11 protein-coding genes and 1 tRNA gene are annotated in these 13662 nt (G+C 74.3%); 9 read left to right on the top strand and 3 right to left on the bottom strand.

Annotation, left to right across the window (positions count from 1 at the left end):
• Positions 1–19: 19 nt before the first annotated feature.
• From PIR53_17565 to PIR53_17525, 9 genes are all read left to right on the top strand, one after another.
• Positions 20–2122 (top strand): molybdopterin oxidoreductase family protein, encoded by a 2103-nt coding sequence (locus tag PIR53_17565; protein WZH51810.1) that lies wholly within the window; start codon positions 20–22, stop codon positions 2120–2122.
• Positions 2119–3633: an FAD-dependent oxidoreductase gene (locus tag PIR53_17560; GenBank protein WZH51809.1), complete on the top strand. Its 1515-nt coding sequence runs from the start codon at positions 2119–2121 to the stop codon at positions 3631–3633. The genes PIR53_17565 and PIR53_17560 overlap by 4 nt, the downstream gene beginning before the upstream one ends.
• Positions 3630–6233, top strand: coding sequence for a nitrite reductase large subunit NirB (gene nirB / locus PIR53_17555; GenBank protein ID WZH51808.1), 2604 nt, complete (start codon positions 3630–3632; stop codon positions 6231–6233). The genes PIR53_17560 and nirB overlap by 4 nt, the downstream gene beginning before the upstream one ends.
• On the top strand, positions 6230–6598 hold the full coding sequence (gene nirD, locus PIR53_17550; GenBank protein ID WZH51807.1) for a nitrite reductase small subunit NirD: 369 nt from the start codon (positions 6230–6232) through the stop codon (positions 6596–6598). Before nirB ends, nirD begins: the two co-directional genes overlap by 4 nt.
• A complete protein-coding gene (locus PIR53_17545; protein WZH51806.1) occupies positions 6595–7719 on the top strand; it encodes a uroporphyrinogen-III synthase in 1125 nt (374 codons plus the stop codon). Before nirD ends, PIR53_17545 begins: the two co-directional genes overlap by 4 nt.
• 10 nt (positions 7720–7729) lie before the next feature.
• A complete protein-coding gene (locus tag PIR53_17540) occupies positions 7730–8428 on the top strand; it encodes a CbiX/SirB N-terminal domain-containing protein (GenBank protein ID WZH51805.1) in 699 nt (232 codons plus the stop codon).
• Positions 8429–8442: 14 nt separating this feature from the next.
• Entirely contained in the window at positions 8443–9243 is an 801-nt protein-coding gene (locus PIR53_17535) for a hypothetical protein (GenBank protein WZH51804.1), read from the top strand.
• 288 nt (positions 9244–9531) lie between these two features.
• Positions 9532–11379, top strand: a complete 1848-nt coding sequence (locus PIR53_17530) for a phosphoenolpyruvate carboxykinase (GTP) (GenBank protein WZH51803.1) — start codon at positions 9532–9534, stop codon at positions 11377–11379.
• A 117-nt stretch (positions 11380–11496) separates the two neighbouring features.
• Positions 11497–12498: a LuxR family transcriptional regulator gene (locus PIR53_17525; GenBank protein WZH51802.1), complete on the top strand. Its 1002-nt coding sequence runs from the start codon at positions 11497–11499 to the stop codon at positions 12496–12498.
• 126 nt (positions 12499–12624) lie between these two features.
• Here PIR53_17525 and PIR53_17520 read toward each other — a convergent pair whose 3' ends face one another.
• The 3 genes from PIR53_17520 to PIR53_17510 form a co-directional block, all read right to left on the bottom strand.
• Positions 12625–12807: a hypothetical protein gene (locus PIR53_17520; protein ID WZH51801.1), complete on the bottom strand. Its 183-nt coding sequence runs from the start codon at positions 12805–12807 to the stop codon at positions 12625–12627.
• A gap of 185 nt (positions 12808–12992) precedes the next feature.
• Positions 12993–13083 (bottom strand) — tRNA-Ser (locus tag PIR53_17515).
• Between the two features lie 56 nt (positions 13084–13139).
• On the bottom strand, positions 13140–13589 hold the full coding sequence (locus PIR53_17510; protein WZH51800.1) for a hypothetical protein: 450 nt from the start codon (positions 13587–13589) through the stop codon (positions 13140–13142).
• Positions 13590–13662 lie beyond the last annotated feature (73 nt).

Genomic DNA, 13662 nt, shown 5'->3' with positions numbered 1-13662 from the left:
CGAGAGACCGGAGAACCCGTTGACCACCACCCACTGCCCCTACTGCTCCCTGCAGTGCGGCATGACGCTCGTCCGCGAGGGCCGCGCCCTCACGGTCGAGCCGTGGGCGACGTTCCCGGTCAACGAGGGTGCCCTGTGCCGCAAGGGCTGGACGAGCACCGGTCTGCGCGGCCACCGCGAGCGGCTGACCACCCCGCTCGTGCGGGACCGCACGGCCGACGGCTCGCGCGGCGAGCTGCGGGCCGCCACCTGGGACGAGGCCCTCGACCTCGTCGCCTCCGAGCTCTCCCGGGTCCGCACCGAGCACGGCGCCGACGGCGTCGCCGTGTTCGGTGCGGGGGGACTCACCAACGAGAAGGCCTATGCCCTGGGCAAGTTCGCCCGGGTGGCGCTGGGCACGAGCCAGATCGACTACAACGGCCGGTGGTGCATGAGCTCGGCCGCCTCTGCGGGCCTCCGGGCGCTCGGGCTCGACCGCGGGCTGCCCTTCCCCCTGGCCGACGTCGAGAAGGCCGACGTGGTCGTGCTCGCCGGCTCCAACCTGGCGGAGACCGCGCCCCCGGCAGCACGCCACCTCGACCGGTTGCGCGCCCGGGGCGGGCAGGTCGTCGTGGTCGACCCGCGGCGTACGCCGACCGCGGAGCGGTCCGACCTCCACCTCGCCCCGGTGCCCGGCACCGACCTCGCGCTGGCGCTCGGCGTCCTCCATCTCGTGGTGGCGGCGGGTGCCGTGGACGAGGCGTACGTCGCGGCCCGCACCACCGGCTTCGACGAGGTCCGCCGGTCGGTCGCGACCTGGTGGCCCGAGCAGGTCGAGCGCGTCACGGGCATCGCCGCCGCCGAGGTGCGCGCCCTGGCCGACCTGCTCATCGGGACCGCGCGTCGGGGCGGACGGGTCCTCGTGCTGACCGCCCGCGGCGTGGAGCAGCACAACCAGGGCTCCGACACCGTGCTGGCCTGGATCAACGTGGCCCTCGCGCTCGGCATGCCGGGTCGCGAGGGGGCGGGCTACGGCTGCCTCACCGGCCAGGGCAACGGCCAGGGCGGCCGCGAGCACGGGCAGAAGGCCGACCAGCTGCCCGGCTACCGGTCCATCGAGGACCCCGCGGCCCGCGCCCACGTCGCCGCGGTGTGGGGCGTCGACCCCGCGACCCTGCCGGGCAAGGGCCGCTCGGCCTACGAGCTGCTCGACGCGCTCGGTCGGCCCGCCACCGACGAAGCGCCCGCCGGTCCCCGGGCGATGCTGGTGATGGGCTCCAACATCGTCGTCTCGGCCCCCAACGCCCTCCACGTCACCGAGCGGCTCCGCAGCCTCGACCTCCTCGTCGTGGCCGACCTCGTGCTGTCGGAGACCGCGGCCCTCGCCGACGTCGTGCTGCCCGTGACCCAGTGGGCCGAGGAGACGGGCACCATGACCAACCTCGAGGGCCGGGTCGTCCTCCGGCAGCGCGCGATCACGCCGCCTGCGGGGGTGCGCACCGACCTCGAGGTGATCGCCGCGCTGGCCGAGCGGCTCGACGCCCCGAGCACGTTCTCCACCGACCCCGAGGAGGTCTTCGCCGAGCTCGGCCGGGCCTCCGCGGGCGGGCCGGCCGACTACGCGGGCATCACCTACGACCGCATCCGCGCCGAGCACGGCGTCTTCTGGCCCTGCCCCGCGCCGTACGCCGACGGCACGCCGCACCCCGGCACCCCCCGGCTCTTCACCGACCGCTTCGGGCACGCCGACGGCCGCGCGCGCTTCCTCGTCACCACGTTCCGCGGCGCCGCCGAGCAGCCCTGCGACGACTTCCCGCTGCACCTGACGACGGGGCGGGTGCTGGGGCAGTACCAGTCCGGCGCCCAGACGCGCCGCGTCAAGGACCTCCCCGACACGGGCCCGTACGTCGAGCTCCACCCCCTCCTGGCGCGCCGCCTCGGCACGGCCGACGGCGAGGTGCTGACCGTGCGCACCCGCCGCGGGTCGATGCGCGCCCCCGCGCGCGTGGTCGAGACGATCCGCCCCGACACCGTCTTCGTGCCGTTCCACTGGGTCGGCGCCAACCGGCTCACCAACGACGCCCTCGACCCGGCGAGCCGCATGCCGGAGTTCAAGGTGTGCGCGGCGGCGGTGAGCGCATGAACGCGCACGTCCCCGAGCACTCCCAGCACCTGGTGGTCGTCGGCCACGGCATGGCCGCGGTCCGCCTCGTCGAGACCCTCGTCGCCGGCGGCTGGGTGGAGCGCGGGAACCGGCTGACGGTGCTGGGCGACGAGACCGGCCCGGCCTACAACCGCATCCTGCTCTCCGCCGTGCTCGAGGGCGTCCACGACGAGCGGGCGATCACGCTCCGCGACGAGGACTGGTACGCCGCGGCCGGCGTCACGCTGCGCACCGGCGCCCGCGTCGCGGAGATCGACCGCGACGCCCGCGAGGTGGTGCTCGTCGACCGCAGCCGGGTGCCCTACGACCGGCTGGTGCTCGCGACCGGCAGCATCCCGACGCTGCCCCCGGTGCGCGGGCTGGTGCGCCCCGACGGCTCGCTCCACCCCGCCGTCCACGCCTTCCGCTCGGCGGGCGACCTCCGCGGACTGCTCGCCGCGCTCGACGACCCGACCCGCCCCGTGCGCCGCGCCGTCGTCGTCGGCGGCGGGCTCCTCGGCCTGCAGGTCGCCCGTGCGCTCGGCGCCCGCGCCGGCCGCCGTGCCGTCGTCACCGAGGTCGTCGAGGGCGCCGACCACGTGCTGTCCCGCCAGCTCGACCGCGCCGGGGCGAGCATCCTGGCCCGCGACCTGGCCCGGCTCGGCACGACCGTCTACACCGGCGCCCGCGCCACCCGGCTCGTCCCCAGCCCGATGCCCGAGCACGCCGTGGGCGTCCGGCTCGACAACGGCCACGTCCTCGCCACCGACCTCGTGGTGCTGACCGCCGGCGGTCGTCCTGCCACCGCGCTCGCCCGCGGGGCCGGCCTCGAGGTGCGCCGCGGGATCGTCGTCGACGACCGCCTCGCCACCACCGACCCGGCCGTCCACGCCATCGGCGACTGCGCCCAGCACGCCGGGCGCGTCTCGGGCTTCGTCGGCCCCGCGTGGGACCAGGCCACGTGCCTGGCCGTGCAGCTGCTCGCCGGCACGGACGACCCGGCGCCCGCGCCGTACCCCGGCATCCGCGAGGTCGCCCGCCTCCGCGCCACGGGCCTCGACGTCGCGGTGCTCGGCGACCCGGAGGCCGCGGCCGCCGCCGGCGGCGAGGTCGTCGCCGTGACCAACCCCGTCACCCGCTCCCACCGCAAGCTCGTCGTGCGCGACGGTCGCATCGTCGCCGCCGCCCTCGTCGGCGACCTGGCGCGGGTGGGGCTGCTGACGCAGTACGTCGAGCGCGGCACCGTGCTCGGCCCTCACGAGCCCGGCGACCTGCTCCTGCCGGAGCGGCGCACGACCGCGACCGGCCCCGCCGACCTGCCCGACACCGCCGAGGTCTGCGCCTGCGCCGGTGTCAGCGCCGGCGCGCTGCGCGCCTGCGGCTCCCTCGACGAGGTGCGGGAGACCACCCGCGCCACCACCGGCTGCGGCGGCTGCGCCGACGCCGTCCGCGCCCTGCTCGCCACCCGCACGCCCGCACCCACCCCCGTCCCCACCGGAGGAACGCCATGAGCCCCACCACCGACGGCCGCCGTCCCCGCATCGTCGTGGTCGGCCACGGCATGGTCGGCCACCGGTTCGTCGCCGCCGCCGTCGAGCGCGGCCTCACCGCGACCCACGACGTCGTGGTGATCGGCGAGGAGCCCCGCGCGGCCTACGACCGCGTCGCCCTCACCTCGTTCTTCGAGGTCGGCGCCGACGCGCTCTCCCTGCTGCCGACCGGCGCGTACGACGACCCCCGCGTCACGCTCCGCCTCACCACCGCGGTGGTCGGGATCGACCGGGAGGCCCGCACGGTGACGACGGCGGAGGGCGAGCAGGTCGGCTACGACGAGCTCGTGCTCGCCACGGGCGCCGCGCCGTTCGTGCCGCCCGTGCCGGGCAAGGACCTCGACGGCTGCTTCGTCTACCGCACGATCGAGGACCTCGAGGCGATCCGCGCCGCGGCCGCCCCCGGGCCCGACGGTGCCCGCAAGCGGGGCGTCGTCATCGGCGGCGGGCTGCTCGGCCTGGAGGCCGCCAACGCCCTCCACCAGCTGGGGGTCGAGGCGCACGTCGTCGAGATGGCGCCGCGGCTCATGCCCGTGCAGCTCGACGAGACGGGCGGCGCGACCCTGGTGCGCCACATCGAGAAGCTGGGCCTCACGGTGCACTGCGGCGTCGCCTCCACCGAGGTGCTCGACGACGGCACGGGCCGCGTCGCGGGCCTCGGCCTGCGCGACGCCGACCCGATCGCCGCCGACATCGTCGTCTTCTCCGCCGGCATCCGGCCCCGCGACGCCCTGGCCCGCGACGCCGAGCTCGAGGTCGCCCCGCGCGGCGGCGTGCTCGTCGACGAGCAGCTGCGCTCCGTCACCGACCCCCACGTGTGGGCGATCGGCGAGTGCGCGGCCCCGGCGGGCGTGATGTACGGCCTCGTCGCCCCCGGATACGCCATGGCCGAGATCGTCGTCGACACCCTGCTCGGCGGCAGCGCCGGCGCCTTCACCGGCGCCGACATGTCCACCAAGCTCAAGCTCCTCGGCGTCGACGTCGCCTCGTTCGGCGACGCGTTCGCCACCACGCCCGACGCCCTCGAGCTCGTGTTCTCCGACGCCGTCGCGGGGCTCTACAAGAAGCTCGTGGTCGGCCCCGCCCCCGACGCCCCCGACTCCTGGGTGCTCCTCGGCGGGATCCTCGTGGGCGACGCCTCGGCGTACGGGCTCCTGCGCCCCATGGTGGCCAGCGGCATGCTGCTGCCCGACAACCCCGAGGAGCTGATCCTCCCCGAGTCGCGCGGCGCGCTGCAGCTGGGCCTGCCCGACGAGGCCGTCGTCTGCTCGTGCAACAACGTGACGAAGCGCGACCTCCTCGACGCCGTCGACGTCGACGGGGAGCACCGGTGCGAGGACCTCGGCGCGACGAAGGCCTGCACCGGCGCGGGCACCACGTGCGGCTCCTGCGTGCCGACGGTCAAGGGGATCATCGAGGACTACTTCACCGCCGTCGGCAAGACCGTCGACACGAGCCTGTGCGAGCACTTCGCCCTCACCCGCCAAGAGCTCTTCGACGTGGTGGCCGTGCACGGCTACCGCTCCTTCACCGAGGTCGTCGAGGGCCACGGGACGGGCCGCGGCTGCGACATCTGCCGCCCGACGATCGCCTCGATCCTCGCCAGCCAGCTGAACGGCCACGTGCTCGAGGGCGAGACCGGCGCGCTGCAGGACACCAACGACGCCTACCTCGCCAACATCCAGAAGAACGGCACCTACTCCGTCGTCCCGCGCATCCCCGGCGGCGAGATCACCCCCGACAAGCTCATCGTCATCGGCGAGGTGGCGCGCGACTTCGGGCTGTACACGAAGATCACCGGCGGCCAGCGGATCGACCTGTTCGGTGCCCGGATGGAGGAGCTGCCGGCCATCTGGACGCGCCTCGTCGATGCCGGCTTCGAGTCGGGCCACGCCTACGGCAAGTCGCTGCGCACCGTGAAGTCGTGCGTCGGGTCGACGTGGTGCCGCTACGGCGTGCAGGACTCGGTGCAGCTCGCCATCGACCTCGAGCTCCGCTACCGGGGCCTCCGCAGCCCCCACAAGCTGAAGGGCGGCGTCTCCGGCTGCGCCCGCGAGTGCGCCGAGGCCCGCAGCAAGGACTTCGGCGTCATCGCCACCGAGAAGGGCTGGAACCTGTACGTCGCGGGCAACGGCGGCGCCACGCCCCGCCACGCCGAGCTGCTCGTCGGCGACGTCGACACCGCGACGCTCGTGCGCTACCTCGACCGGTTCCTCATGTACTACATCCGCACCGCCGACCGCCTCCAGCGCACGGCGCCCTGGGTGGAGTCGCTCGACGGCGGTCTCGAGCGCGTGCGCGAGGTCGTCGTGGACGACGCCCTCGGGCTCGGCAGCGAGCTCGAGGCCGCGATGGCCCGCCACGTCGACTCCTACTTCGACGAGTGGAAGGCCACGCTGGACGACCCCGCGAAGCTCGCCCGCTTCGTCTCCTTCGTCAACGCCCCCGACGTGCCCGACCCGGCCATCACCTTCACCACGGAGCGCGGCCAGGTGCGTCCGGCGGAGCCGGATGCCCCCGTGGACCTCGGCGCGTCCATCCCGGTAGGAGCCCCGCGATGAGCTGGACCCCCGTCTGCACCGTCGACGACCTCCCCCGCGAGCGAGGTGTCGCCGCGCTCGTCGAGGGCCGTGCGCTCGCGCTGTTCCGCACGTACGACGACGCGTGGTTCGCCCTCGACAACCGGTGCCCGTTCGCGAACGCCTCGGTGCTGGCCCGTGGCATCGTGGGCACGCGCGGCGACGTACCCTTCGTCGCCTCGCCCATGCTCAAGCAGCCGTTCGGCCTGCGGGACGGCGTGTGCCTCGACGACCCGACGGTGCGGGTCCAGGCGTACGCCGTGCGCGTGACCGACGGCGTCGTCCACGTCGGTCCTCCCCTCACGGACCAGCTCACGGACCAGCTCACGGAACAGGAGGCCCCATGACGGACGGCCCGCTCTCGGGCTTCACCATCGGCGTGACCGCGGCCCGCAAGGTCGAGGAGCAGGTCGCGCTGCTGGAGCGCCGGGGCGCCACGACCGTGTGGGCGCCCGCCCTCGCGCTCGACCCGCGCCGGGTCGACGACGCCACGCTGCGGGCGGTCACCGAGGAGGTGCTGGCGCGGCCGGTCGACCTCTTCCTGGCGACGACCGGCATCGGCATGAAGGCGTGGTTCGACGCCGCCGAGTCGTGGGGGCTGCTGGACGACCTCGTCGCCCACCTGGGACGCGCGGAGATCCTCGCCCGCGGACCGAAGTCGGTCGGGGCGCTGCGCCGCCGGGGGCTGCGCGAGCTGTGGTCGCCCGAGTCGGAGCGCTTCGACGACGTGCTCGCCCACCTGCGCGGACGGGACCTGACCGACGCCCACATCGTCGTGCAGGAGCACGGCCAGTCGCTGTCGATGGTCGCCCACGCGCTGCGGCGGCTCGGCGCGGTCGTCACCTCCGTGGCCGTCTACCGCGTCGAGCCCGCGGAGGACCCGACCCCCATGTTCGGCCTCATCGACCACATCGCCGACCGCAGCGTCGACGCCGTCACCTTCACCTCCGCGCCGGCCGTCGCCGCCCTCATGGAGGCCGCGGCCTCCGTCGGGCGCCGCGACGAGGTCGTCGCCGCGTTCCAGGCCGACGTGCTCGCCGCCAGCGTCGGACCGGTCACCACGGCCGCCTTCGAGCTGTGGGGCGTGCCGACGGTCGAGCCCGACCGAGCGCGCCTCGCCGCGATGGTGAAGCTGCTCGAGACCGAGCTGCCGCTGCGCTCCGAGGGCATCGCCATCGAGGCCGGCGGCCACGCGCTGCGCCTCGTGGGCGACACGGTGCTCGTCGACGGCGTCGAGGCGCCGCTCACGCCCGCGCCGCTGGCCGTGCTGCAGGCGCTGGCCGAGACCCCGGGGGCGGTCGTCCCGCGCCGTACCCTGCTCGCCGCGCTGCCCCGGGGCGCCGGGTCGGGTCACGCGAGCTCCGACCACGCCGTCGACATGGCCGTCGCGCGGCTGCGGGCCGCCGTCGGCACCAAGGTCGTGCAGACCGTCGTCAAGCGGGGCTACCGCCTCGCGGTGGAGTCCTGAGGAGATGACCGTGCCCGTGCCGCACCCCCTGCTGGTGACCGTCGCCCACGGCACCCGCGACGGCTCCGGCAGCCCCGTCGCGCGGGCCCTGACGCAGGCGGCCGGCGAGCTGGTGGGCGTGCCGGCGACGGCGTCGTACGTCGAGCTCGCCGACCCGCTCCTCACCGACGTGCTGGCCGCGGCCGACCGCCCGGTGGTCGTCATGCCGCTGCTGCTGTCCGCCGGGCTGCACGTCGACTCCGACGTGCCCGAGGCGGTCGCGGCCGCGCCCGTGCCCACGGCCCTGACGGCCGCGCTCGGTCCGTCGCCGCTGCTGGCCGACGCGATGTGCGCCCGCCTGCGCGAGGCCGGGGCGCGCCCGGGCCAGCCGGTGACGATGGTGGCCGCCGGGTCGCGGCGCCCCGGCTCCCTGGCCGACCTCGCGACCACCGCGCGGATGCTCGGCCTGCTGTGGGGCGGCCCCGTGCGGGTCGCGACGCTCTCGGGGCTCGGCGACCGCCCGGCCGCGGTCGTGCGGCCGGGGGACGCGGTCGTGCCGTACCTCCTCGCTCCCGGCTTCTTCGCCCGCCGCTGCGCCGACGAGGCCCGCGCCGCGGGCGCCAGCGTGGTGGCCGACGTGCTGGGCGCGCACCCCTGCGTGGTCGAGCTCGTCGCCCACCGTGCCCAGGTCGGCCTCGCGCTCGCCCGCCGGGCGGCTCGGGTGGCCTGACCTAGGCTCGGCTCATGACGGGGTGGGTCGTGCTGCTGGTCCTCATCGCTCTCGCCGCGACGGCGGGGGTGGTCGCCGTGCGGCGCCGACGGGCGGAGCAGCTCGCCGCCGCCGATGCGCTGCGGCGGGTGACGGCGGTCGCCGAGGAGGACGTGACGCGCTTCGGCGAGGAGCTCCAGGAGCTCCACATCGACACGCTCGTGACCGACCTCGACGTGCCGATGCGGCAGGACTACCAGCGCGCTCTCGACGCCTACGAGGCGGCGAAGGACCTGCTGCGCGACGTGCGCGAGCCGAGCGACGTCAAGGGCGTCACCCGGTCGCTGGAGGACGGCCGCCACGCCATGGCGTGCGTGCTCGCCCGTCAGGCCGGCGACCCGCTGCCGGAGCGGCTGTCGCCCTGCTTCTTCAACCCCGCCCACGGACCGTCCACCACCGAGGTGGCCTGGGCACCGCCCGGCGGGATCGAGCGCGACGTGCCCGTCTGCCGCGCCGACGCCGAGCGGCTCGCCGCGGGCGCCGACCCCGACACGCGCATGGTGCGCCGCGACGGCGAGATGGTGCCCTGGTACGACGGCGGTGCGGCCTACCGGCCCTACGTGAGCGGCTACTACGGGCACGCCGCCGCGCAGGGCCTGTTCCCCGCGGTGTTCCTCGGAGCCATGCTGGCCGGACCCGCGCTCGGGACGGCAGGGCAGGACCTCGGGGGCGGCGGCTTCGACGGCAGCGGCCTCGACGGCGGCGGGCACGACGGCGGCGGGGGCTTCGACGGGGGCGGTTTCGACGGGGGCGGCGGGTTCGACGGGGGGTTCTGAGCGCCGTACCGAACGAGCGCTCGCGCTGGCCCGATCGGGTGAACCGCCAGGTCAGAAGTGGTGCAGGTCACGTCTACGACGCTCCGTCGTGGGTTCGACGCACGCTTAGACCGATCCAATGGTGCGGCCGTCGGGGCCCGTCTAGCCTCACCTCAACCCGGGCTCGCACGAGCCCGGCATCGCCGTCGACGACGCCGCGCGATCAGCACTCCGACCACACCGTCGACACGCTCGACGGCCGGCCGGGCCCGTGATGGCGGGCGCCTGCCGGAAGCGCGAGAGGTAACCATGACCGCCACCGCCCCCGCCCCCGAGTCCACGGACTCCACGCCGCCCACCACCCACGCCGGGATCCTCGCCTGGGTCGAGGAGGTCGCCGAGCTCACGCAGCCCGCGCGCATCCACTGGGTGACCGGCTCCGACGAGGAGTGGACGGAGCTGACCGACGCGCTCGTCGAGACGGGCACCTTCACCCGCCTCAACCCGGAGCTCAAGCCCAACTCCTTCTACGGCGCGTCCGACCCGATCGACGTGGCGCGCGTCGAGGACCGCACCTACATCTGCTCCGTCGACGAGCGGGACGCCGGCCCCACCAACAACTGGATGGCGCCGGAGAAGATGAAGGAGCTCATGCGGGGGCTTTACGCGGGCTGCATGCGCGGGCGCACGATGTACGTCATCCCCTTCGTCATGGGCCACCTCGAGGCCGAGCAGCCGATGTTCGGCGTCGAGATCACCGACTCGGCCTACGTCACGGTCTCCATGCGCGTCATGGCGCGCCTCGGCACCAACGTGCTCCGTCGCATCGAGGAGCTCGACGCGGCCGGCGAGGACGTCAAGTGGGTGCCCGCGCTGCACTCCGTCGGCCACCCGCTCGCCGAGGGCGAGGCGGACGTCGCCTGGCCGTGCAACGAGACCAAGTACATCGTGCAGTTCCCCGAGGAGCGCGCGATCTGGTCCTTCGGCTCCGGCTACGGCGGCAACGCCCTGCTCGGCAAGAAGTGCTACGCGCTGCGCATCGCGAGCGTCATCGCCCGCGATGAGGGCTGGCTGGCCGAGCACATGCTCATCCTCAAGCTGACGAGCCCGCAGGGCGTCGTGAAGTACGTCGCGGCCGCGTTCCCCAGCGCCTGCGGCAAGACCAACCTCGCCATGCTCAAGCCCACCATCCCGGGCTGGAAGGTCGAGACGCTCGGCGACGACATCGCCTGGATGCGCATCGGCCCCGACGGTCGCCTGTGGGCCGTCAACCCGGAGTACGGCTTCTTCGGCGTCGCCCCCGGCACCAACGAGCACACCAACCCCCACGCGATGGCGACGATCAACAAGGGCAACTCGCTCTTCACGAACGTCGCGCTCACCGAGGACGGCGACGTCTGGTGGGAGGGCCTCGAGAACCCGCCGGCCCGGGCCACCGACTGGAAGGGCAACCCCTGGACGCCCGAGAGCGACGAGCTCTCCAGCCACCCGAACTCGCGCTACTGCACCCCGATCAAGCAGTGCGACATCCTCGCGGCGGAGTACGACGACCCGCGCGGCGTGCCGATCGACGCCATCCTGTTCGGCGGCCGCCGCAAGACGACGATCCCGCTCGTCTTCGAGGCCCGCGACTGGACCCACGGCACGTTCCTCGGCGCGACCCTGTCGAGCGAGACGACGGCCGCGGCGATCGGCGCGGTCGGCGTCGTGCGGCGCGACCCCATGGCGATGCTGCCGTTCATCGGCTACAACGCGGGCGACTACTTCGGCCACTGGATCAACATCGGCAAGGACAACGACGCCGCCAAGCTGCCGAAGATCTTCTACGTCAACTGGTTCCGCCGCGACGACGAGGGCGGCTTCCTGTGGCCCGGGTTCGGTGAGAACAGCCGCGTGCTCAAGTGGATCGTCGAGCGCATCGACGGCCAGGCCGCCGCGGTCGAGACCCCGATCGGTCACGTGCCCGCCGAGGGCTCGTTCGACATCGACGGCCTCGACGTGACGCCCGAGACCCTCGCCGCCGCCCTCGCGGTCGACCCCGAGGAGTGGAAGGCCGAGATCCCGCAGATCACCGAGTGGTTCGAGAAGTTCGGCGACGACCTGCCGTCCGTGCTCTGGACCGAGCTCGACGGTCTCAAGGCGCGCCTCGGTCTCTGACCGACCGCTCGTCCCCCGACACGACGCCCCCGGCCGACGGCCGGGGGCGTCGTGCGTTCCATGGGATCATCGGGGCCGGGGGCCGTAAGCAGCGGGGACGCAGGTCGGAGGTCGTGGATGGTCGAGGTGGGCCCGGAGCAGCGTGCGCTCTTCGAGGAGTCGGGGATCCCGCTCTACGAGGAGGTGCTCGCCGGGGGCGGCCTGGCCGACGACGACCCGCGGATCGCGCGCGGCGGGGCGTTGCACGCGCCGTACACGCTCCTCGTGGAGCTCGGCCTCCTCGGCCTCGACCCGCGCACCAAGCGGTGGGTGGCGGTCGACCCCACCGCGGCCACCTCGCAGGTGGTCACCCCCCTCGGGCAGCGCGGCGCGGAGCTGCTGGCGGAGTCCTCGGCGTGGGCCCGCACCTTCGGCGCGCTCTCGCAGGCGTGGCGCCGGGCGCCGCAGCCGGCCGCGGGCCCGATCACCGAGATCCGCGGCGACGCGATCGACCCCTACATCGCCGCCGTCGTGGCCGACGCGGAGTCCGAGCTGCTCACCGCGCAGCCGCAGGTCGGCCGCAACTCCGGCTCGCTGGCGAAGGCCGCGGAGCGCGACGTGCGGGCCCTGGAGCGCGGCGTGCGGATGCGCACGCTCTACCAGCACGCGGCGAGGCGCAGCTCGATCACGCACAAGTACGTCGCGACCGTCACCGAGCGCGGCGCCGAGGTGCGCACGCTCGACGAGTTTTTCAACCGCATGATCGTGGTCGACCGGATGGTCGCCATCATCCCGGGCCGGGAGGGGCACTCGGTGGCGATCGCCATCCGGGAGCCGTCCCTCGTGGCCTACCTCGTCGACGTCTTCGAGCGGCACTGGGAGCGCGGCCGGGCCTTCTCCAACAACGAGAGCTCGATGCTGCGCGACATCGCAGCGGAGCAGCGCGCCATGACCATCCGGATGCTCATCGAGGGCCACGCCGACCCGGTCAGCGCGAAGCGGCTCGGCGTCAGCCCGCGCACCTACGCGGGCTACGTCGCGGACCTCAAGGACGAGTTCGAGGCGCAGACGCGCTTCCAGCTCGGCTACACGATGGGGCAGCGCGGCGTCTCGGGGCACGAGCGTCCTGAGTCGTCCTGATCCGGGAAAGAACAAGGGCGGTGGCGCATGGCGCCACCGCCCTCACACCTGAGGCGAGCCGGGGGGCAGGGACCGCACTGTGGGGGTTGGGTTGGTCCTCGCCTCAGGAGTTCGTGGGGAGCGAGGTCAGCCCTGACCCCAGCTCGTGTCGCCCGGCTCGTCCTGGACCGGGGCGGTCTGGACGACGGCGATGCGCTTCTTCTGGCCCCAGCTGGTGTCGGCGTGGGCGGAGCCGGCGGCGGCACCCACCAGACCGATGCTGATCGCGGCAGCGGCAACCGCGAGTCCGGCGCGGCGGACGAACTTCATGGTGGCTCCCTCGTTGCACGGAAAAGGCAGGCCCCTCCGGCCCGCTCGTCCCATACTGCGCCATGGGAGGGGTTCCCGTCAGGTGAAGCCCGGGTCATGTCTGTGCAATGCGAGTTCCTGCAGGAAGTTGCAGACCTCGGGGAACGACTGAGCCCCACGGGCGGACCCGTGGGGCTCAGGCACTGCGGAGGCGGAGGGATTTGAACCCTCGATGGGGTTGTAGCCCCAAACCCGCTTAGCAGGCGGGCGCCATAGACCGGACTAGGCGACGCCTCCTCGACAGCCGTCACAGGCTACACAGAGCAGCCGGGCCGCGCCCAATCAGGTGGCGCTCAGAGCTTGCGCAGCCCCCGGCCCCGCATGAGGCGCTCGTGGACCAGCTCGACGAAGCGCTCCCGGTCGCCGGCGAGGAACGTGACGGGGATGGTCGTCGACCCCCCGTCCTTGAGCCGCAGCACCACGCAGGGCTCGTCCGCGACGTACGTCGTCACGGCGTCCTCGACGTCCACCCACCGCGCGCGGGTCGCGCCGGCGCCGCGCACGAAGCGCACCCGGTAGCCGTCCTCGGTGAGCCGTACGACGTAGGCGCGGGTCAGCAGGTGGAGACCCGCCGCCCCGAGCGCGAACAGCAGCACCGCGACGACGAGCACCGGCACGCCCGGGGAGAGGTCGAGGAGCCAGGCGGCGGCGAAGAGCACGACGGCGACGACGCCGAGGACGACGACGGCGGAGCCGAGGAGCCGCGCGGCGACGGCGGGGGCGAGGCGGATGTCCTGCTGCACCGGACCATTGTCCCTCACGGCATGTGGTGACACGTGTCACACTCGTGCTCGGGACCCGTCCCGACCGTCCCCG

Origin of the sequence: Nocardioides alkalitolerans (assembly GCA_038184435.1) — a bacterium.
Taxonomy (GTDB): domain Bacteria; phylum Actinomycetota; class Actinomycetes; order Propionibacteriales; family Nocardioidaceae; genus Nocardioides; species Nocardioides alkalitolerans_A.
The sequence above is the reverse complement of the archived record's forward strand: the minus strand, read 5'-3'. Positions and strand labels throughout refer to the sequence as shown.

What these genes read in the sequence shown, in the direction of transcription:
- nirD (WZH51807.1), top strand. Translation starts at nt 6,230, where the DNA reads ATGAGCTGGACCCCCGTCTGCACCGTCGACGACCTCCCCCGCGAGCGA.
- PIR53_17535 (WZH51804.1), top strand. Translation starts at nt 8,443, where the DNA reads ATGACGGGGTGGGTCGTGCTGCTGGTCCTCATCGCTCTCGCCGCGACG.
- PIR53_17545 (WZH51806.1), top strand. Translation starts at nt 6,595, where the DNA reads ATGACGGACGGCCCGCTCTCGGGCTTCACCATCGGCGTGACCGCGGCC.
- PIR53_17520 (WZH51801.1), bottom strand. Translation starts at nt 12,807, where the DNA reads ATGAAGTTCGTCCGCCGCGCCGGACTCGCGGTTGCCGCTGCCGCGATC.
- nirB (WZH51808.1), top strand. Translation starts at nt 3,630, where the DNA reads ATGAGCCCCACCACCGACGGCCGCCGTCCCCGCATCGTCGTGGTCGGC.
- PIR53_17525 (WZH51802.1), top strand. Translation starts at nt 11,497, where the DNA reads ATGGTCGAGGTGGGCCCGGAGCAGCGTGCGCTCTTCGAGGAGTCGGGG.
- PIR53_17560 (WZH51809.1), top strand. Translation starts at nt 2,119, where the DNA reads ATGAACGCGCACGTCCCCGAGCACTCCCAGCACCTGGTGGTCGTCGGC.
- PIR53_17530 (WZH51803.1), top strand. Translation starts at nt 9,532, where the DNA reads ATGACCGCCACCGCCCCCGCCCCCGAGTCCACGGACTCCACGCCGCCC.